Genomic DNA, 20,730 nt, shown 5'->3' on the forward strand with positions numbered 1-20,730 from the left:
GTCAGTGTCCTTTGTCCGGAGCGGACGGCGTGGCGTTCGGGCCGCTTCCCGATGCCTTCGACTCTGGCGTCGCATCGGCGGCGGGCGTCTCGCCGCCTTTTTTCTTCGAGCGCGAGGACATCGTTTCGAGGCCCCAGAAGAACATCGGGATGAAGAACACGGCGATGGCCGTCGCGCCGAGCATCCCGCCGATCACGCCGGTGCCGATGGAATGCCGGCTGTTCGCCGATGCGCCCGTCGCGATCGCGAGCGGCACGCAGCCGAGAATGAACGCGAGCGAGGTCATCACGATCGGGCGCAGGCGTTCTTCAGCGGCGGTCATCGTCGCATCGAAAACGGATTTGCCCTGCTCGCGGTTCAGCACGGCGAACTCGAAGATGAGAATCGCGTTTTTCGCGGCGAGCGCGACCAGCATCGTGAGGCCGATCTGGAAATACACGTCGTTGTTGAGGCCGCGCAGGAGAATCGCGAGCAGCGCGCCGAAGAGCGCGAACGGCACCGCCATCAGCACGCCGAACGGCAGGCTCCACTTTTCGTATTGCGCGGCGAGGATCAGGAACACCATCACGAGGCCGAACACGAATACGAGCCCGGACGTGCCGCCCGATTTCTTCGCCTCGTACGCCTCGCCGCTCCATCCGATGCCGTAGTCGGTCGGCAAGCCTGCCGCGATGTCTTCGAGCGCCTGGATCACCTGGCCCGACGCATAGCCGGGCGCGGCGTTCGCCGTGATCTTCACCGCCGGGAAATTGTTGAAGCGCGTGATGAGGTCCGGCCCGGTGACGTAACGCGTGCTGACCACCGACTTGAGCGGAACCATCTGGCCGCTCGTGCTTTTCACGAAAATCTGCGTGAGGTCGTCGGGTTTCAGGCGGTATTGCGGCTCCGCCTGCAGAATGACCTGCCACAGCCGGCTCGACCGGTTGAACTGCGACACGTAGAGCGAGCCGAACATCGTCTGCATGGCGCTGTACACGTCCTCGACGGGCACGCCGAGCGTCTCGGCCTTGTCGCGGTCGACGTTGGCGAGCAGTTGCTGCGACGACGCGTTGAACGTGGACGTGACGCCGGTCAGTTCCGGCCGCGCTTTCGCCTTGGCGACGAAATCGTCGACGATCCCCGCGAACTGGGCGGTGGTCGCATCGCCTTTGCTCTGAATCCACATTTCGGTGCCGCCGGTCGTGCCGAGACCCGGTATCGACGGTGGATTCAGCGGTATCACGATGCCCTGCCTGATTTCGGACAAATTCTTGTAGGCGTCGATGAGCACCGCGCGCGCGTTCTGCGTGCGGATATTCGCGGACTTGTAGCGTTCATCGAAACTCTTGAAACCGACGAAGAAAGTCGACGAATTGTTCTTGTTCTGGCTGTCGAGAATGCTGAAGCCATCGATGGTCGTGATGCTGCCCACCGCCGGCTGTTTCATGAAGTACTCGGTGACACGCTCGGACACCGCGCCCGTGCGATCGAGCGAGGCCGCGTCCGGCATGATCACCGCGCCGAGCAGATAGCCCTGATCCTCGGGCGGCAGGAAGGCGGTGGGAATGTCCTTCATCATCACGACGGCGAGCGCGATCATGCCCACGAACAGCAGCAGCGCGATCACGAAGCGCTTGATGATGAGCCGCACCATGCGCGTGTAGCCGTGCGTCATGCGCTCGAACTGGTTGTCGAACCAGCGGAAAAAGCCCTTTTTCTCGTGATGCCCCGGTTTCAGCAATAGCGCGGCAAGCGCCGGCGACAGCGTGAGCGCGACGATGCCCGATATCACCACCGATATCGCGATGGTAATGGCGAACTGCTTGTACATCTGCCCCGTGATGCCGCCGAGGAACGCGACCGGCACGAACACCGCGCACAGCACGAGCACGATCGCGACGACCGGCCCGGCCACTTCGTCCATCGCTTTCTTGGCGGCGGTCTTCGGATCGAGCTTGAAGACCGTCATGTTGCGCTCGACGTTCTCGATCACCACGATCGCATCGTCCACGACAATGCCGATCGCGAGCACCATGCCGAACAAGGTCAGCATGTTGATGGAGAAGCCGAGCGCTTCCATGCCCATGAACGTGCCGACGATCGACACCGGCACCGCGATCACCGGAATCAGCGTCGCGCGCAGGCTTTGCAGGAACACGAACACGACGATCACCACCAGCACGACCGCTTCGAAGAACGTGTGCACCACGTCGGAGATGGACGCGCGCGTGAACTCCGTCGTGTCCATCGCGATTTCGTAATCGATGCCTTGCGGGAAGGTCTTTTTCATCTCGGCGAGCGACGCGCGCACCTGCTTGGACACGTCGAGCGCGTTCGCGCCGGGCTGCTGATAGACGGCGAGCACCGTCGCGGATTTGCCCTGGAAGCGGCTGCGGATCGAATAGTCTTTCTGGCCCAGCTCCGCGCGGCCCACGTCCTTCAGGCGCACGATCGCGGCGCCGCCCGATTCCGCGCGAATGATGATGTTCTCGAACTCCGACGGCTCCGTGAGCCGGCCCGTCGTCGTTACCGCGAACGACTGCTCGACGGCCGCGCCCGTCGGCGATTGCCCGAGCCGCCCGACGGCGAACTGCTGGTTCTGGTTGGCCACGGCGCGCTGCACGTCGGACGCGGTGATACCGAGCTGCGCCATGCGGTCGGGCTTGAGCCAGATGCGCATGGCGTAATCGGGCGTGCCGAAGATCGCGGCCTGATTCGCGCCGGGAATGCGCTTGAGCGCGTCGAGAACATACACGTTCGCGTAGTTGGCGATATAGGTCGCGTCGTAGCGTTCGTCGGGCGAATAGATGGCGATCACCATCATGAACGCCTGCGATTTCTTCTGCACCTGCACGCCCTGCGCCGTCACCGATTGCGGCAGTTGCGGCATCGCGAGGTTCACGCGGTTCTGCACGTCCACCTGCGCGAGTTCCGGATTCGTGCCGATCTCGAAGTACGCGTTGATCGTGAGATTGCCCGTCGAGGAGCTCGACGAGTTCATGTAGATCATGTTGTCCGCGCCGTTGACCTGCTGCTCGATCGGCGCGGCCACGTTGTTCGCGACGACATCCGCGCTCGCACCCGGATAGGTCGCGGAGATGGTGATCTGCGGCGGCGTGATGTCGGGGTATTGCGCGGTGGGCAGCGCAAGCATCGCGAGCGCGCCGCCCAGCGTGATGATGATCGAAATGACCGAAGCGAAAATCGGACGGTCGATGCAGAAATGTGAAATGTTCATAGGCCTCTTCCGCGCGACGTGGTTCCGATAATGGTCAGATCAGGTCACTTTTCGGTCCCGCCGCTTGCGTTCTTCGTCTCGCCGAGCGATGCCTCCTTGGCGCCCGAGGCGGGAGCATCGACCACACGGATGTTCGAATCCGCGCTGACGCGTATCGCGCCATCGACGACCACGCGTTCGCCCGCCTTCAGCCCGTTCGTGATGAACCAGTCGTCGCCGTGCCATTCGCCCACTTCGATGACGCGCTGATGCGGCTTCGACTGCTGATCGAGCACCCAGACGAAATGACTCTTCGCGCCCTGCAGCACGGCGCGCTGCGGCAGCAGGATCGCGTTCGGCCGGATCGCGCCCGCGACCCGCGCTTTCACGAACTGGCCGGGGCGCAGCGAGCCCTTCGGATTCGCGAACACCGCGCGCACGAGGAAGGTGCCCGTCTCCGTGCTGAATGCCGGATTCGTGAAGTCGATACGGCCCGTCTGCGGGTAGACGGAGCCATCGGCCTGAATCACGGTCACATCGAACTGGTTGTCGGGCGGAAAGCGCAACTGGCCTTTTTGAATCTGCTCGCGATAGCCGAGCAGTTCGTTCTCCGAGATGCTGAAGTTCACCCACATCGGGTCGAGCTGATAGACATAGGTGAGCAGGCCCGATTGCGTCGGCGTCACGTAACTGCCTTCCTGCACGCGCGCAAAACTCGACAGCCCTTTCAGCGGCGAACGGATCGTCGTGTAGCTGAGATTCAGTTCGGCGGTCTGCACTTCGCCCTTCGCGGCGATAACGGCGGCCTCGGCGCTCTTTTCGTTGCCGACGGCGTCATCGAGATCCTTCTTGCTCAACGCGTTCATCGCGGCGAGCGGCTTGACGCGCGCGAGGTTCTGCTGCGTGACGAGAAGCCGCGCCTGCTGCTGCGCAAGCGAGCCTTTCGCGGTTTGCAGCGCGGCCTCGAACGGGCGCTTGTCCATGATGAACATCACCTGGCCCGCCGAGACGAGCGAGCCTTCGGTGTACATGCGCTTTTCCAGAAAGCCGTCGACGCGCGCACGGATTTCCACTTCGCGCGAGCTTTGTGTCTGCGCGGTGAATTCGAAATCGACGGGCGTCGATTGCGCGGCGACGGTAACGACGGTGACTTCGACGGGTGGTTTCGCCGCTTCGGGCGGCGGCTTCTTGCACGCCGCGAGCGAGAGCGACGCGATCGCGGCGGCAACGATGAAACGCATTGCACGCATCGAGCGCGACGGATGAGCGAACCGGCAGCAGTCCAGCATCTGTTCCGACACGAACGCCATAGGCGCCTCCCTCTTGGGGTGGCCGATCGTTGATGAGCGAGCGCGCGTGCAGTGCGCCTCGCCACGACATGCTCGCGCGGGACAGGACTTTAAGACGTCAACGAGCGCGAGCCTGATGCTTGTGATATGCCGTAGCTGCCTCCGGTTTTGACCGTCGATTTTTAACGAGAGAGCTGCTCATGCTTCGCCGTCGCGTAAGCGTGACGTGCGTGACGTCTGTATCGAGTCTACTAATAGCCGAACTCGGCTGAAAACGCCATAGCGTTTATTGCCATTTCTGTTCGACGCCCGCGTGGGGATTTTTTCGGCGCTGGGGGGCAGGGGTGACGTCGGCGCGCGCCGGGGCGGCGCGCCGATTCATGAAACGATGAACGAGAATATGGATGGTTTGCGGATTCGTCGCGACCGGCCGGGCGCCGTCCGACGATCAGTCGTGCGCATCATAAATGCCCGAACAATGCCCGCGGCCGGTCCTTCAGCGTGCTCGCCAGCATCCGCAATCCGCTGACGAGTTGATCGCGGCTCTCCGCGCACGCGAGGTTGATGCGCACGCCGTGCTCGATTTCCGATCTGTCCACGGCAAACGCCGACGACGGCATCACCACCACGCCGCGCGCCTTCGCGTTCGCCGCGAAATCGTCCGCGCGCCACGGCGGCGGCAGCTTCAGCCACACGAACATGCAGGCGGGATCGGCCTGCAGCAGCTCCTGCGGCAACAGCTCGCGCGCGAGATCGTGCCGCGCGCGAATCTCGGCGAGCTGCGCATTCATGATGTGCTGCGCGGTGCCGTCTTCCATCCAGACGGTCGCGATCAGCATCGATATCGGCGCGGGCATCCACGCCGTCGTGCGCACGGCCTCCGCGCACAGCGCGGCATTGTCCTGCGGGCTCGACAGATAGCCGAGCCGCAAACCCGGCGCGAGGATTTTCGATGTCGCCGAGATATGAAACGTCAGTTCGGGACACAGGCTCGCGATCGTCGGCAGACGCTGCGCGATGAGCGGACCGTAGACATCGTCCTCGATGATCGCCACGCCGTGCCGCCGCGCAACCGCGACGAGCGCCATGCGCCGTTCGAGGCTCATGGTCGTGACGGTGGGATTCTGCAGATTCGGCACGGTGAAGATCGCCTTCACCGGCACGCGCTTGCACACGCGCTCGATCTCCTCGACGAGCAAGCCGTCGCGATCGCTCGGAACGCCCACGATCTCGAACTGGAACACCGGCGCCAGCGCCTTCAGGCCGTAATACGTGAGCTGATCCGCGAGGATCACGCCGTCGGTGCCGATCAGGCTGTTGAGCACCGCATACAGCCCATGCTGCGCGCCGCTCGTGACGACGACCTGCTCGGCTGTCGGCGCGAAGCCCGGCGCGCTCATCCAGCGCGCACCGGCCGCGCGCGCCCACGACGGCCCTTGCGGCGGCTGATATTCCTGCAATTGCGCGAAGCGCGGATCGCGCGGCAGCTCGGCCATGGTGCGCGCCAGACACTTGAGATATTCGCCCGTGGCGGGCCGGTTCACGGTCAGATCGATGACCGTGCTGCCCGCGCTCGCCGCCGGCGTCTCGACGCTCGGCATGGCGCCGCCGGTCACGAGCGAGCCGCGCCGCTTGCTGCCGATCACGAGGCCGCGCAACTGCAATTCCTTGTACGCGCGCGACACCGTCGACACGTTGATGCCCAGTTCGCTCGCCAGTTGCCGCTGCGGCGGCAGACGGCTGCCGGGCGGATAAATGCCGCTGCGAATCTCCTTTTCGATGGAGCTGGACACCTCGATATACGTCGATCGCTTCGCCGCGCCGTCGGTCTCGCCATTGGCCAGCGTCTGATCCTTGCCGGAAGCCATGAACCTCTGTCTCCATACAAAGCGTGCTTTGTCCGCGATTTGTGCGGAAGTCTGCCGATTCTAACCCAGAGTCGGGCGCGTGCAACGCTCCTGCGCGTGTCGGCAGCGTTCATTAGGCTCTGCAAGACCCGCTCCAGCCTTCCGTTAGGGAAAGTCCCGGCACCACACAATCACGCTTTTATTGCACACAAAAAAATCTTGTGTGATTCTAGTATCAGAGTTTGTCTGGTGTGTGCCCGGTTTTTGTATCGGCGCTTCTCCGATCATTCGATCTTTGTCCGCGGGAGATTTCTCGATGTCCTTGCCTCAATCCACTCAATCGACGCTGTCCGGCAGCCCGCCGAAACTCGGCTCGGCGCTGCGCCAGCGTCACGTCACGATGATCGCGCTCGGCGGCATCATCGGCGCGGGTCTGTTCGTCGGCAGCAGCGCAACGCTCGCGACGGTCGGTCCGGCTGCGTGCGTGTCGTATCTCGTCGCCGGAATCGTCGTGCTGATGGTCATGCGCATGCTCGGCGAAATGGCGCTCGCGGTGCCGGGCGTCGGCTCGTTCACCGAATATGCGCGCATCGGGCTCGGCAACTGGGCCGGCTTCACGAGCGGCTGGCTCTACTGGTATTTCTGGGTGATCGTCGTCGCGGTGGAAGCGGTCGCGGGCGCGGCCATCCTGCAACGCTGGATCCCCGCGCCGGTCTGGGTCATCGGCCTCGTGCTGCTCTCGGTGATGACCGCGATCAACCTGCTTTCGGTCAAGTCGTACGGCGAGTTCGAATTCTGGTTCGCGTCGATCAAGGTTGCGGCGATCATCGTGTTCATCGCCATCGGCGCGGGCTATCTGCTCGGCTTCGGCCACACGCACGGCGCACTCGCGCATCTCACCGGCAATCGCGGCTTTCTGCCGTTCGGCGCAATGTCCGTGTTCGCCGCCGTGCCCACGGTGATCTTCGCAGTGGGCGGCGCGGAAATCGCGACGATCGCCGCCGCCGAATCCGACGACCCCGCGAAGAGCGTCGCCGCGATGACGCGCTCGGTAATCCTGCGCGTCATCACGTTCTATGTCGGCTCGCTGTTCCTGATTGCGTGCATCGTGCCGTGGGGCAGCATCGTGACGGGCCATTCGCCGTTCGTCGCCGCGCTGGAGACGATGCGCATTCCCTACGCCGCCGACATCATGAATGCGATTGTGCTCGTCGCCGTGCTGTCCGCGCTGAATTCGGGGCTGTATGTGTCGTCGCGCATCCTGTTCCGTCTCGCCGAACGCGGCGATGCGCCGAAGTCACTGCTCAAACTCACGCCGCACAAGGTGCCGCGTCTTGCGGTGCTGCTCTCGAGCGTGGTGGGTTATGTGGCGATCATCGCCGCGATCGTGTCGCCGCAGGGCGTGTTCCTGTTCCTCGTGAACGCATCCGGCGCGGTGATGCTGTTCGTCTATCTGGCGACGGCGCTCGCGCAGATCCGCATCCGCCGGCGCATCGAAAAGCAGGCGCCCGAGCGCCTCACGCTGAAGATGTGGCTCTTCCCGTGGCTGTCGTATGCGGTCGTCATCGCGATCGTGGGCGTGCTCGCGGCGATGGGCGCGGACGCCGAGCTGCGCGGCCAGTTGATGGCGAGTCTCGCGAGCCTCGCGGTGGCGTCGGCGGCGTATGTCGTCGCGGCGAAGCGTCATCAACGGCATGAGGAAGGCGCGGCGGCGACAGGCTTTCTGTCGAGCGACGACGGCCTTGCATGGAAGGGGCGCGACTGATGTCGAACGTGGCGATCATCGGCGCGGGGTTCATCGGCATGGCGAGCGCGGCCTGGCTCATGCGCGACGGTCACGCCGTCACGCTGCTCGATCCGTCGGGCGTGGCGCAGGGCGCGTCGTTCGGCAATGCGGGCACGTTCGCGCCTTACGGCTGCGTGCCGGTGAACAACCCTTCCGTGTTCCGCGATATCCCGCGCTTTCTGCTCTCGAACGACAGCCCGTTCAGATTGCGCTGGCGCTATCTGCCGCAACTCGCGCCGTGGCTCGCGCGCTTTCTGATGAGTTCGCGGCGCGCGAATTACGAAGCGAGCGCGAAGGCGCTGGCGGCGCTGTTGTCGCGTGCGCAGGAAGGCTATGCGCCTTTGCTCGCCGATGACGGTTTGCAGCGCTTTATCCGGCCGCGCGAATGCTTGTATCTCTATTCGAGCGCGGCGTCGTTCGATGCGGCGCGCGATTCGCTCGCGTTGCGCGAACGGCTCGGCGTGGGCTTCGATGTGCTCGATAGCGGCGCGATCCGCGAACTGGAGCCACGGCTTGCGCCGATCTTCGAGCGCGGCGTGCTGTTTCGCGATAGCTGGCATTTCAGCGATCCGGCCGCGTTTCTTCAGGCTTTATACGAACGTCTTGCCGCGCAAGGCGCGCGTCTCGAACGCGTGAAAGTGGATGCGATCGAGCCGAACGCGCAAGGCGTGTCGTTGCGCATGAACGGCGAGGCGCGCCGCTTCGATCATGTCGTCGTCGCGACGGGCGCGCGTTCACGCACGTTCGCGCATCAATGCGGCGACGACGTGCCGCTCGATACCGAACGCGGCTATCACGTGCGCTATGCCTCGGCATCGGGTTTGATATCGCGGCCATGCGGCTGGGCGGAACGCGGCTTCTACATGACGCCGATGAGCGACGGCATTCGCGTCGCGGGCACCGTCGAGCTCGCCGGCTTTACGGAAGCGCGCAATCGCGCGCTGCTCGATCTCGTCACGGTGTCGTCGAAGCGCGCGTTGCCCGCGCTCGGCACGCCGGATCGCGAATGGCTCGGCTTTCGCCCCACGCTGCCCGATGGCGTGCCGGTGATCGGCGCGGCGAAGACGAGCGAGCGCGTGATTTACGCGTTTGGACATCAGCATCTGGGTTTGACGCTCGCGGGCGTGAGCGGGCGCATCGTGGCCGATCTGGTCGCACGGCGCGCACCGCCGGTCGATCTCGCGAGTTATCGCGCGTCGCGTTTTCACTGAGGAGCATGAACATGAACCGTCGCATCTTTCTTTCAGGCATCGCCGCGAGCATGCTGGCCGCGTACGTGCCGATGTCGTGGGCCGCGGAACCCGAAACCGTCAAGATCGCGTTCGTTGGACCGTTGACGGGACCGGTCGCGCGCGTCGGCAAGGACTTGCAGTACGGCGCGCAACTCGCGATCGATGAAGAGAACGCGAAGCATCCGACCGTCGGCGGCAAGCCCGTCAAGTTCGAGCTGGAGGTCTACGACGATCAGGCCGATCCGCGCACGGCGATCCAGGTCGCGCAAAAGGCCGTGGACAGCGGCGTCGTCGGCGTGATCGGGCATTACAACTCGGGATGCAGCATTCCGGCGTCCGCCGTGTATCACCAGGCGAATGTCGCGATGATCACGCCCGGCTCGACCAATCCGCAACTCACGAAGCAGGGCTTCAAGAACGTGTTCCGCACGATGGGCCACGACGGTGTGGGCGGCGTGGTCGCGGGGCGCTTCGTGGTCGAGCAGATGAAGCCCAAGCGCATCGGCATCATCGACGATCGCACGGCCTTCGGGCAAGGCCTCGCCGATGCGTTCGAAAAGGGCGTGAAGGAAGCGAACGGCAAGGTCGTCGCGCGCGAGTACACGAACGACAAGGCGGTCGATTTCCGCGCGATCCTCACGACGATGAAGAGCCAGAACGTCGATCTGCTCTTCTTCGGCGGCCTCGATGAACAGGGCGCGATGCTCGTCAAGCAGATGCGTTCGCTCGGCATGACGACGCAGCTTTTTGGCGCGGGCGCGCTGAAGAGCAATGCGTTCCTGACAATCGCGGGCACCTCGGGCAACGGCACGCAGGATCTCGAACCCGGCCCCGCGCTCGACAAGCTGCCTTCCGCGCAAGCGTTCGGCAAGCGCTACAAGGCGCGATTCAATCAGGATGTCGAACTATATGCGCCGTTCGCCTACGATGCCACGCTCGCGATGATCAAGGCGATCCACGACGCGAACTCGCTCGATCGCGGCAAGATCGTGGAGGCGCTCGCGAAGGTCGACGTGACGGGCGTGACGGGCCGGATATCGTTCGATCCGTACGGCGATCTGATCAAGCCGCCCTATACGCTCTTTCAGGTCGAGCAGGGACAATGGAAGAGCCTGAAAACGGTGGGCGGAAGCGGCGTATGAGTTACAGGGAAAGCGCCGGCGTTCGCACGTACCGCTTCGACGATCTGAAGACGCTGCTTGCAAAAGCCAGTCCGAAGCGTTCGGGCGACGAACTCGCGGGCGTCGCCGCTGAAACCGAAGAAGAGCGCGCGGTGGCGAAGATGGCGCTGGCCGCCGTGCCGCTGCGCGCCTTTCTCGATGAAGCGTTGATTCCGTATGAAGACGATGAAGTCACACGCCTCATCATCGACGAGCATTCGCAGGACGCATTCGCCGCCGTGTCGCATCTCACGGTCGGCGAGTTCCGCGAATGGCTGCTCGCCGATTCGACCGATACCGCCGCGCTCGTCGCGGTATCGGAAGGATTGACGCCCGAGATGGCCGCGGCCGTGTCCAAGCTGATGCGCAATCAGGATCTCATCCTCGCCGCGAAGAAGCGGCCGGTGGTCACGCGCTTTCGGAATACCGTGGGCTTGCCGGGACATCTGTCGGTGCGCCTGCAACCGAACCATCCCACGGACGATGTGCAGGGCATTGCCGCGTCGATGATCGACGGCCTCATGTACGGCTGCGGCGACGCGATGATCGGCATCAATCCCGCATCGGACTCGCCGCAGGCCATCGGCAAGCTGCTCGCGATGATGGACGCATTCCGCGAACGCTACGACGTGCCGACGCAAACCTGCGTGCTCACGCACGTGACGAACACGCTCGCGGCGATCGAGCAGGGCGCGCCCGTCGATCTCGTGTTTCAGTCGATCGCGGGCACGGAGCGCGCGAATGCGTCGTTCGGCATATCGCTCGCGCTGTTGCAGGAAGCGTATGACGCGGGCTTGTCGCTCGGGCGCGGGACCATCGGCCATAACCTGATGTACTTCGAAACGGGGCAGGGCAGCGCGTTGTCGGCGAATGCGCATCATGGCGTCGATCAGCAGACTTGCGAGGCGCGCGCGTATGCGGTGGCGCGCAAGTTCGATCCGTTTCTCGTGAACACGGTGGTGGGTTTCATCGGCCCGGAATATCTCTACGATGGCAAGCAGATCATTCGCGCCGGGCTCGAAGATCATTTTTGCGCGAAGCTGCTCGGCGTGCCGATGGGTTGCGACGTCTGCTATACGAACCACGCCGAAGCCGATCAGGACGACATGGACACCCTGCTGACCCTGCTCGGCGCGGCGAACGTGAACTTCATCATGGGCGTGCCCGGCGCAGACGATGTGATGCTGAACTATCAGAGCACGTCGTTTCATGACGCGCTGTATGTGCGCGACGTGCTGGGGCTCAAGCGCGCACCGGAGTTCGAAGCATGGTTGCGCGCGATTCAGATCACGAATGCGCAAGGCATGCTTCGAGAACAGACGCAATGGCCCGCGCTCATCGACTGGATGAGGGCGTGATGAGCGTGAACCCGAATCGATGGGAAGCGCTGCGCCGCTTCACGGATGCGCGCATCGCACTGGGGCGCGCGGGCAGCAGCGTGCCGACCGGACCGTTGCTCGCGTTCACGCTCGCGCATGCGCAGGCGCGCGACGCGGTGCATCGTCCGCTCGATGCCGATGCGTTGCAGGACGAACTGCGATCGAAGGGATATGCAAGCGTCGCGGTGCATAGCGCCGCGCCCGCGCGCGATGTCTATCTGCGGCGTCCCGATCTCGGGCGCAGCTTGAGCGAGGACAGCGCAACGCGCCTCGAAGCGCATGCGAAAAACGCGGACCTCGTGTTCGTCATCGCCGATGGACTGTCGTCCAGTGCGGCGGCAACGCATGCGATACCGCTCATCGAAAGGACGATCGCACGGCTCGACGGATGGCGCATCGGTCCCGTCGTCGTGGCGACGCAGGCGCGCGTTGCGCTCGGCGATGGCATCGGCGCGATATTGAAGGCGCATCTCGTCGCGATGCTGATCGGCGAAAGACCGGGACTGAGCTCGCCCGCGAATCTCGGCGTCTATGTCACATACCATCCCGTGCCAGGCCGCAGCGATGCAGAGCGCAACTGCATATCGAACGTGCGGCCTGAAGGACTTGCTTACGATGCCGCGGCGTTCAAGCTCGCCTGGCTGCTGGGCGAAGCGCGCACGCGAAAGCTGACGGGCGTCAGTCTCAAGGATGACAGCACGGTTGCGCTGTCGCAGCGAACGGTCGATCGTCTATCGGGTGAATAGTCTGCCTCGATGCTTGGCGTAAACCCCGCCCCAATAAACTGGCGCACGTAAGAAAAGGGTAAGCGGACGCTTTTACCTTAGTCTCCAGCGCATCGAAAGCAAAACTCGCCTCGAAACGCATGCGCGAGAGCATCGCGTGATCTCCCCGCTTGGGGGATTCCTTACTTCTTATGGTTCGCCGAACGTTCGCGCATCGGGCGGGAACGCGCGCCTTCGCACGCAGAGAAAAGACCTTCATGCAGGAGACGGAAATGGATCTCAGGATCGTGGAAAAAATCAAGTCGAGCGCCACGTATGGCGAACTGGTGCGAAAACGCTCGAAGCTCGGCTGGACGCTGACGGCGCTCGTGCTGATCGTGTACTACGGCTACGTGCTGCTGATCGCGTTCGACAAGGATCTGCTCGCCTCGAAAATCGGTTCGGGCGTGATGACCTGGGGCATGCCGATCGGCCTGTTCGTGATCGTCTTCACGGTCGTCATCACCGGGCTTTACGTGCGGCATGCTAACAGCACGTACGACGAACTCACCGACAAGATCAAGCGGGAGGCCGCATGAAGGCACAACGTCATCTCGCGGCGGGCGCGCTTTTCGCGGCGTCCGCCAGTGCTTTTGCAGCGGGCGGCGATCTCGGTCAGGCCGTCAAGCAGGCGACCAACTGGACGGCGATCTGCATGTTTATCGCGTTCGTCATCGCTACGCTCTTCATCACCAAATGGGCGGCGAAGAAAACGCGCTCGGCGGCGGACTTCTACACGGCGGGCGGCGGCATCACCGGCTTTCAGAACGGGCTCGCGATCGCGGGCGATTTCATGTCGGCGGCGTCGTTTCTCGGCATCTCGGCGGCGGTCTACAGCAATGGCTATGACGGCCTGATCTATTCGATCGGCTTTCTCGTCGGCTGGCCGATCATCACGTTCCTGATGGCGGAGCGCCTGCGCAATCTCGGCCGCTTCACCTTCGCGGACGTCGCCGCGTACCGCTTCAAGCAGACGCCGATCCGCGCCTTCGCGGCCTCGGGCACGCTCGTCGTGGTGGCGTTCTATCTCATCGCGCAGATGGTCGGCGCGGGACAGCTCATCAAGCTGCTGTTCGGCCTCGAATACTGGATCGCGGTGGTCATCGTCGGCGCGCTGATGATGGTGTACGTGCTCTTCGGCGGCATGACGGCGACGACGTGGGTGCAGATCATCAAGGCGTGCCTGTTGCTCGCCGGCGCGTCGTTCATGGCCTTCATGGTGATGTGGCAGTTCAACTTCAGCCCCGAGGCGCTGTTCGCGAAGGCCGTGGACGTGCACGAGAAGAAAGAATCGATCATGGGCCCGGGCAACTTCATCAAGGACCCGATCTCGGCGATCTCCTTCGGCATCGCGCTGATGTTCGGCACGGCGGGCCTGCCGCACATCCTGATGCGCTTCTTTACCGTGCCCAACGCGAAGGAAGCGCGCAAGTCGGTGTTCTGGGCGACGACGTGGATCGGCTACTTCTACATCCTCACGTTCATCATCGGCTTCGGCGCGATCGTGCTGGTGAGCACGAACCCGGTCTTCAAGGACGCGGGTGGCAAGCTGCTCGGCGGCACCAACATGGCGGCGGTGCATCTTGCGAGCGCGGTTGGCGGCAACGTGTTCCTCGGCTTCATCTCGGCGGTCGCGTTCGCCACGATTCTCGCGGTCGTTGCGGGTCTTACGCTCGCGGGTGCGTCGGCGGTGTCGCACGATCTGTACGCCACCGTGTTCAAGAAGGGCAAGGCATCGAGCAAGAGCGAACTGAAAGTCTCGCGCGTGACGACGATCGTGCTCGGCATCGTCGCGGTCGTGCTCGGCATCGTGTTCGAGAAGCAGAACATCGCGTTCATGGTGTCGCTCGCGTTCGCGGTGGCGGCGTCGGCCAACTTCCCGGTGCTCTTCATGTCCGTGTTGTGGCGCGGCTGCACGACGCGCGGCGCGGCGGTCGGCGGTTTCCTCGGCCTGCTTTCCGCGGTCGTGATGACGGTGCTGTCGAAGGCCGTGTGGGTGGACGTGTTCCACTACGCGAGTGCGCCGTTCCCGTATGCCTCGCCCGCGCTCTTCTCGATGGCGATCGGCTTCATCGGCATCTGGCTCTTCTCGGTGACGGACCGGTCGGCGCGCGCGCGTATCGATCAGGCCGGCTTCGAGGCGCAGACGGTGCGCTCCGAAACGGGCATCGGCGCGGTGGAGGGCGCGAGCCATTGATGTGATGGCGGCGGCGCGCCCGATGCGCCGCCGGAATCATCGCCGATACGACATGCCGCAGCACTGATACGACAGCGCAGCCCTGCGTTATCGAATGGCCCGGAAAATGCGTTAAGCTCGATGCAAACGGAATGCACGGAGCATCAAACGCACGGAGCGAGCCATGAAACTGCAGTGCCCGAGTCTTTTCGAGCAATCGGCGTATATCGGCGGCGCGTGGGTGGATAACACGTCGCTGCCGCGCGTGCCCGTCACGAATCCTTCGACGGGCGAGACGCTCGGCACCGTACCGCAGGTGACGCCGGAGCAGGTGAGCGAAGCGATCGAATGCGCGAACGCGGCCCTGCAGGACTGGCGAAGCTGGAGCAGCCGCGAGCGGGCTTCGGTGCTGCGGGAGTGGGGGCGGCTCGTCGAACTTCATCGCGACGATCTCGCCATCATTCTTTGCTGCGAACAAGGCAAGCCGCTTCACGAAGCGCGCTCCGAAATCACGCAGGCCGCGAATTACCTCGACTGGTTCGCCGAAGAAGCGCGGCGCATCTACGGCGACAACATTCCCGCGCCACGGCGCAATCAACGTATTCGCGTGCTGCATCAGCCCATCGGCGTGTGCGGCGCGATCACGTCATGGACCTTTCCCTCGTCGATGGTCGCGCGGCGCGTCGGCGCGGCGCTCGCGGCGGGCTGCACGGTCATTCATCATCCCGATCCGCAGACGCCTTTTTCGGCGCTCGCGCTGTGCGTGCTCGGCGAAAACGCCGGTTTGCCGCGCGGCGTGCTCTCCGTGCTGACGGGCGCGGACGAGCCGGTCAGAAGCACGCTGCTCGCGAGTCCCGAGGTGCGGAAGGTGTCGTTCACCGGCTCCATCGACGAAGGCAAGCGGCTCATGACCTTGTGCGCGCCCACGGTCAAGAAGATGTCGCTCGAACTGGGCGCGAACTGTCCTTTCATCGTGTTCGGCGACGCCGATATCGATCTCGCCGTCAAAGGCGCGCTCGATGCGCGTTTTCGTCACTCCGGCCAGGCAGCGATGTGCGCGAACCGCTTCTTCGTGCATGAGGACGTGTATGAAATCTTCGTCGCGAAATTGGTCTCGCGCGTCGCGTTGCTCAAGGTAAGCGACGGGCTGGACGAAGGCGCGCAGATCGGGCCGCTCATCAGCGAGGCGGCGGTGACGCACATGGAAAACCTCGTCGATGAAGCGGTGAAACTCGGCGCGACGGTCGCGGCGGGCGGCGCGCGCGTCGCGCCCGGCTCGCATTTTTTCAGGCCGACGGTGCTGACGGACGTCGATCCGTCGATGAGCGTGTGCGGCGACGAAGTGCTCGGCCCGGTCGCGAGCGTGCTCCGCTTCAGGGACGAGGACGACGTCATCACGCTCGCGAACGACACGCGCACGGGGCTTGCGGCTTACTTCTATACAGCAGATATCAGCCGCGCGTTCAGGGTGATGGAGGCGCTGGAATGCGGCGTCGTCGGCGTGAACGACAGCCTCGTGTTCAACGAGGTCGCGCCGTTCGGCGGGATCAAGGAATCGGGGATGGGGAGGGAAGGCGCGTCGTCCGGCGTCGAGGAGTATCTGGAGGCGAAGTATGTGTGTTTTGGGAATCTGGAGGGGTAGGCCTTCACTCCGGCGGCCGCACCACCAGAATCGGCAAATGACTATGCGTCAGCACCTTTTGCGTCTCGCTGCCGAGCAAAAGCCCGCGAATCCCGCCATGCCCGTGTGACGCCATCACGATGAGATCGCAATGCCGCGCTTTCGCGGCCTTGAGAATCGCTTCGTAAGGATGCGCGCCGGTGGGCGCTTCGGTATCGCAATCCACACCGCCCTCGGTGGCGATCGCACGCACGGTCTCCAGATATTGCCCGGCGCGCTCCCGGTCGACCGACTCGAAGTCATCCTGCGGCGCGCCCACCATCTCGGCGCTATAAACGGTCATATGAAACGGCCGCACCATATAAAGCGCGGTGATGCGCGCGCCGTTTTCCTTCGCCAGCGCAACCGCCATGCGCGCGGCCGCTTCGGATAGCGCGGAGCCATCCGTCGGAACGAGCAGATGCCTGAACATGATGACGTCCTCCGGTTCTCTGGGGCGTTCATGGTTCAGTATAGGCGAGGCGTCGAGCGACCGAAACGGAATCGAAAGCTTCAGCGCCCCATCGCCGCGACAGCTTCTTCATGCAGGCGCACGGCCATCACGGGCGCTTCCGGTCCGACGTGCGACAGCTTCATCAATCTCGGCTGCAGCAGCAGCGCGACAAGCCCGCTCCAGCCCGTCTGATGCGAGGCGCCGACGCCGCGTCCGTTGTCGCCATGAAAGTACTCGTGAAAGAGTATCAGGTCCCGCGAGCGCGGATCGGCCTGCAATTGCGGATACGCCGCCATCACGGGACGCTTGCCCTCGGCGTCTTTCATGAAGAGCATGCTGATGCGTCTGGACAAGTCGTCGGCGATCTCGCTCAGCGAAAGCGTCTTGCCCGAACCCGTCGGATACTCGACGCGGAAATCGTCGCCGTAATAGCGATGAAACTCGTACAGCGATTCGATCAGCAAGTAATTCACGGGCATCCATATCGGCCCGCGCCAGTTCGAATTGCCGCCGAACACGCGCGAATCGGATTCCGCCGGCAGATAGCGGATGCAGACGTTCAGGCCATCGTGATCGAAGACATAGGGCGTGCCGCAATGCACGCGAGACAGCGCGCGCACGCCGTAGTCGGAGAGGAATTCGCACTGATCGAGCGTGCGGCGCAACAGCGCCTTCATGCGATGCCCGCGCAGCAGCGACAGCAGCGTGGTATTGCCCTTGCCAGGCTCGGTCCAGCGCGACACGAGCTTCGCGAGATTCGGCCGGTGATCCAGAAACCATGCGAGCCGCTCGCGCAGTCCCGGCAGATCGCCATAGACGCGCTCTTCCAGCACATGCACGGCGAAAAGCGGAATCAGCCCGACGATGGAGCGAATGCGCAGCGGCACGCGCGAGCCGTTCGGCAGATGCAGCGAGTCGTAGAAGAACTCGTCGCGGCCGTCCCACAGGCCCGTGTTGCAGCCTTCGCCGCAACTTACCGCTTCGGCGATATACAGAAAGTGCTCGAAGAACTTCACCGCGATCTCGACATACGATTCGTTCGTCATCGCGAGTTCGAGGCCGATCTGCATGAGGTCGAGCGCATACGACGCCATCCACGCGGTGCCGTCGGCCTGATCGATGCGGCCGCCCGTGGGCAGCGGCTGCGAGCGGTCGAAGATGCCGATGTTGTCGAGCCCGAGAAAGCCGCCCTGAAAGATGTTGCGGTCGTCGGCGTCCTTGCGGTTGACCCACCACGCGAAGTTGAGCAGCAGCTTGTGGAACATCACTTCGAGAAACGCGTGATCGCCGATGCCCGTCATCTCGCGATCGAGCTCGTACACGCGCCATGTCGCCCACGCATGCACGGGCGGATTGGCGTCGCCGAATGCCCATTCGTAGGCCGGCAACTGCCCGTTCGGATGCATGTAGCGCTCTTTGACGAGCAGCATCAACTGCTTCTTCGCGAAGTCGGGATCGATGGTCGCGAACGCCACCGCATGAAACGCGAGATCCCACGAGGCGTACCACGGGTATTCCCACTTGTCCGGCATCGAGACGATGTCGCCGTTGCACATGTGCCGCCAGTCCGCGTTGCGCCCGTGGCGGCGGCCCTTCGGCGGCTTGGGCTGGCCCGGATCGCCGTCGTGCCAGCGCGTGACGTCGAACTGGTAGTACTGCTTGGTCCATAACATGCCGGCGAGCGCCTGGCGCTGTACGAGGCGCGCATCGTCATCGACGATATCGTGTTGCAGCGTCGAATAGAACTCGTCGGCTTCCGCCACGCGGCGCGCGAAAAGCTGTTCGAGGTCGAGCGGCGGATCGTTCGAAACGGACGCGGGACGCCAGCGCAAATAGACGGCTGCGCGTTCATGCGGCGCGAGTTGCAGATGCACGCGCGCCGCGGTGCGCGTGCCGCGATCGCGGCGAATGGCCTGCTCGTCGCCTTCGACAAGAAAGTCGTTGAAACCGTCCTTGAACGGTCCCGCGCCTTCCATGCCGAAGATGCGACGAACGTTCGTTTCGTTCTCGCAGAAGAGCCATTCGATCGGCGCTTGCGCCGTGGCCGTGACAAACATCGTGCCCGAAGACGGATTGTGCGCGACCACGCGCGCGCCTTCCTGCGCGTCGTGTTCGAGCGTCAACGAAGGCTTGCCCCATTTGCTCGACCACGACCACCGGTTGCGCGCCCAGAACTGCTGCAGCAGATCGAGCGTCGCGCTTTCGTTCGCGCGATTCTCGACGGTGACGCGCATCACGATATCGTCGGGCGTGTGCTTCGCGTATTCGACGCAGACATCGAAGTAGCGATCCGCATCGAACACGCCCGTGTCGAGAATTTCGTACTCGGGCAAGGCGGGGCCGCGCCGCCGGTTTTCGTCGATGAGCTGCTGGTACGGATACGCATCGTGCGGGTACTTGTACAGCATCTTCATGTACGAATGCGTGGGCGTGCCGTCGAGGTAGAAGTACAGTTCCTTCACGTCCTCGCCGTGATTGCCTTGCTCGTTCGTCAGCCCGAAAAGCCGTTCCTTGATGATCGGATCGCGCCCGTTCCAGAGCGCGAGCGAGACGCACCAGTCGAGCGGATCGTTGCCATAGCCCGCGATGCCGTCCTCGCCCCAGCGGTACATGCGGCTGCGCGCATGGTCGTGCGGAAAGTAATCCCAGGCGGTGCCGTATTCGCTGTAATCCTCGCGCACAGTGCCCCATTGCCGTTCGCTCAGATACGGCCCCCAGCGGCGCCAGCGGTCGAGATCGGCGCCGTGCAGGCGGGCGCCTTCTTTCGTTTGCAGCAGATGGATTGCGCGTAGCGGTGGCATGCGACCTCCGGTCCGGGATGACCATCCAATACGTTCGATGCGCGAATTCCCGATGATAAGCGCCATTGCACCGATTCGGGAACGCGGATTTTCGTCGTGACATCCAAGCCGGTATCCACAACGGCGTGCCCGGAGACATCACGATGAAACCTGTTCATATCGCATGCGCGGCGGCGCTCGCGCTCACGAGCCTCGCGCCGTACGCCCAGAGCGCGGGGCCTACCGATCCGCAGATCGCGGCGATCGTCGTCACGGCGAATCAGGTCGATATCGACGCGGGCAAGCTCGCCGAATCGAAAACGAAATCGAAGGACGTCAAGGCATTCGCGCAGCAAATGGTCGCCGATCATAGCGGCGTCAACAAGGCCGCGGCCGATCTCGTGAAGAAGCTCGCCGTGACGCCGGAAGACAACCCGACGAGCCAGAGCCTCAAGCAAGGCGGAGACGCGAATCTCTCGAAGCTGAAGACGCTGTCGGGCAGTAGCTTCGACAAGTCGTATATCGATCATGAGGTCGCCTATCATGAAAGCGTGCTCGATGCGCTCGACAAGACGCTGATTCCGGGCGCGAAGAACGAAGAGCTGAAAGCGCTATTGGTGAAGGTGCGGCCCGCGTTCGTCGCGCATCTCGAACATGCGCGGCATGTGCAGGCGGAACTGGGAAAGAGCGGTGCGTGACGCGCGCTGGCTCCTTGCCTTTGCGGGCATGCTTGCGTTGTCGTCCGAAGCGGCGGGCGCGACCTTCGTCGTGGTGATCGAGCAGATGCGCTTCGAGCCGCCGGCTTTGACGATTGCGCGCGGCGATCGCGTCGTCTGGGTGAACAAGGATCTGTTTCCCCATACCGCGACCGCCGACAAGAAGGCATTCGATTCGCGCGACATCGCGCCGGATGCCTCATGGAGCTATGTCGCGCATGAAATAGGAAGTTATGCGTATTCGTGCACGCTGCATCCGACGATGCAGGCGGTCCTGAACGTTCGATGAGC

General features: G+C 63.7%; 15 protein-coding genes. 10 read left to right on the forward strand and 5 right to left on the reverse strand.

Annotated features, from left to right (window positions below):
- Position 1: 1 nt before the first annotated feature.
- From AWB70_RS06890 to AWB70_RS06900, 3 genes are all read right to left on the reverse strand, one after another.
- Entirely contained in the window at positions 2-3,217 is a 3,216-nt protein-coding gene (locus tag AWB70_RS06890; RefSeq protein ID WP_053571139.1) for an efflux RND transporter permease subunit, read from the reverse strand.
- 44 nt (positions 3,218-3,261) lie between these two features.
- Positions 3,262-4,506 (reverse strand): efflux RND transporter periplasmic adaptor subunit, encoded by a 1,245-nt coding sequence (locus AWB70_RS06895; protein ID WP_060854063.1) that lies wholly within the window; start codon positions 4,504-4,506, stop codon positions 3,262-3,264.
- A 440-nt stretch (positions 4,507-4,946) separates the two neighbouring features.
- Entirely contained in the window at positions 4,947-6,353 is a 1,407-nt protein-coding gene (locus tag AWB70_RS06900; RefSeq protein WP_053571140.1) for an aminotransferase-like domain-containing protein, read from the reverse strand.
- Positions 6,354-6,648: 295 nt separating this feature from the next.
- On the opposite strand from AWB70_RS06900, the gene AWB70_RS06905 reads away from it, so the two are divergent.
- The 8 genes from AWB70_RS06905 (at position 6,649) to AWB70_RS06940 (ending at position 16,471) form a co-directional block, all read left to right on the forward strand.
- Positions 6,649-8,097, forward strand: coding sequence for an amino acid permease (locus AWB70_RS06905; RefSeq protein WP_053571141.1), 1,449 nt, complete (start codon positions 6,649-6,651; stop codon positions 8,095-8,097).
- Positions 8,097-9,329, forward strand: a complete 1,233-nt coding sequence (locus tag AWB70_RS06910) for an NAD(P)/FAD-dependent oxidoreductase (RefSeq protein ID WP_053572052.1) — start codon at positions 8,097-8,099, stop codon at positions 9,327-9,329. The genes AWB70_RS06905 and AWB70_RS06910 overlap by 1 nt, the downstream gene beginning before the upstream one ends.
- Positions 9,330-9,340: 11 nt before the next feature.
- The gene (locus tag AWB70_RS06915; RefSeq protein WP_045462136.1) at positions 9,341-10,492 is read left to right on the forward strand and encodes a branched-chain amino acid ABC transporter substrate-binding protein; all 1,152 of its coding nucleotides are present in this window, start codon (positions 9,341-9,343) and stop codon (positions 10,490-10,492) included.
- On the forward strand, positions 10,489-11,868 hold the full coding sequence (locus tag AWB70_RS06920) for an ethanolamine ammonia-lyase subunit EutB (protein WP_053571142.1): 1,380 nt from the start codon (positions 10,489-10,491) through the stop codon (positions 11,866-11,868). Before AWB70_RS06915 ends, AWB70_RS06920 begins: the two co-directional genes overlap by 4 nt.
- Positions 11,835-12,635: an ethanolamine ammonia-lyase subunit EutC gene (gene eutC / locus AWB70_RS06925; protein ID WP_235024155.1), complete on the forward strand. Its 801-nt coding sequence runs from the start codon at positions 11,835-11,837 to the stop codon at positions 12,633-12,635. Before AWB70_RS06920 ends, eutC begins: the two co-directional genes overlap by 34 nt.
- A 251-nt stretch (positions 12,636-12,886) precedes the next feature.
- Positions 12,887-13,192 (forward strand): DUF485 domain-containing protein, encoded by a 306-nt coding sequence (locus AWB70_RS06930; RefSeq protein WP_014252068.1) that lies wholly within the window; start codon positions 12,887-12,889, stop codon positions 13,190-13,192.
- A complete protein-coding gene (locus AWB70_RS06935) occupies positions 13,189-14,850 on the forward strand; it encodes a cation acetate symporter (protein ID WP_045460100.1) in 1,662 nt (553 codons plus the stop codon). Before AWB70_RS06930 ends, AWB70_RS06935 begins: the two co-directional genes overlap by 4 nt.
- A 163-nt stretch (positions 14,851-15,013) precedes the next feature.
- A complete protein-coding gene (locus tag AWB70_RS06940) occupies positions 15,014-16,471 on the forward strand; it encodes an NAD-dependent succinate-semialdehyde dehydrogenase (RefSeq protein ID WP_053571144.1) in 1,458 nt (485 codons plus the stop codon).
- A gap of 4 nt (positions 16,472-16,475) precedes the next feature.
- Here the strand turns inward: AWB70_RS06940 and AWB70_RS06945 are convergent, their stop codons facing one another.
- Both AWB70_RS06945 and AWB70_RS06950 read right to left on the reverse strand, forming a co-directional pair.
- Positions 16,476-16,922 (reverse strand): universal stress protein, encoded by a 447-nt coding sequence (locus tag AWB70_RS06945; RefSeq protein WP_053571145.1) that lies wholly within the window; start codon positions 16,920-16,922, stop codon positions 16,476-16,478.
- A gap of 80 nt (positions 16,923-17,002) precedes the next feature.
- On the reverse strand, positions 17,003-19,744 hold the full coding sequence (locus tag AWB70_RS06950) for an MGH1-like glycoside hydrolase domain-containing protein (protein ID WP_053571146.1): 2,742 nt from the start codon (positions 19,742-19,744) through the stop codon (positions 17,003-17,005).
- A 143-nt stretch (positions 19,745-19,887) separates the two neighbouring features.
- On the opposite strand from AWB70_RS06950, the gene AWB70_RS06955 reads away from it, so the two are divergent.
- Together AWB70_RS06955 and AWB70_RS06960 are read left to right on the forward strand one after the other, a co-directional pair.
- On the forward strand, positions 19,888-20,421 hold the full coding sequence (locus AWB70_RS06955; protein WP_053571147.1) for a DUF4142 domain-containing protein: 534 nt from the start codon (positions 19,888-19,890) through the stop codon (positions 20,419-20,421).
- Positions 20,378-20,728 carry a cupredoxin domain-containing protein gene (locus tag AWB70_RS06960; RefSeq protein ID WP_082378187.1) on the forward strand — a complete coding sequence of 117 codons (351 nt, stop codon included), beginning with the start codon at positions 20,378-20,380 and terminating at the stop codon, positions 20,726-20,728. The genes AWB70_RS06955 and AWB70_RS06960 overlap by 44 nt, the downstream gene beginning before the upstream one ends.
- Positions 20,729-20,730 lie beyond the last annotated feature (2 nt).

The sequence above is a fragment of the Caballeronia cordobensis genome (genome assembly GCF_001544575.2).
Taxonomy (GTDB): domain Bacteria; phylum Pseudomonadota; class Gammaproteobacteria; order Burkholderiales; family Burkholderiaceae; genus Caballeronia; species Caballeronia cordobensis.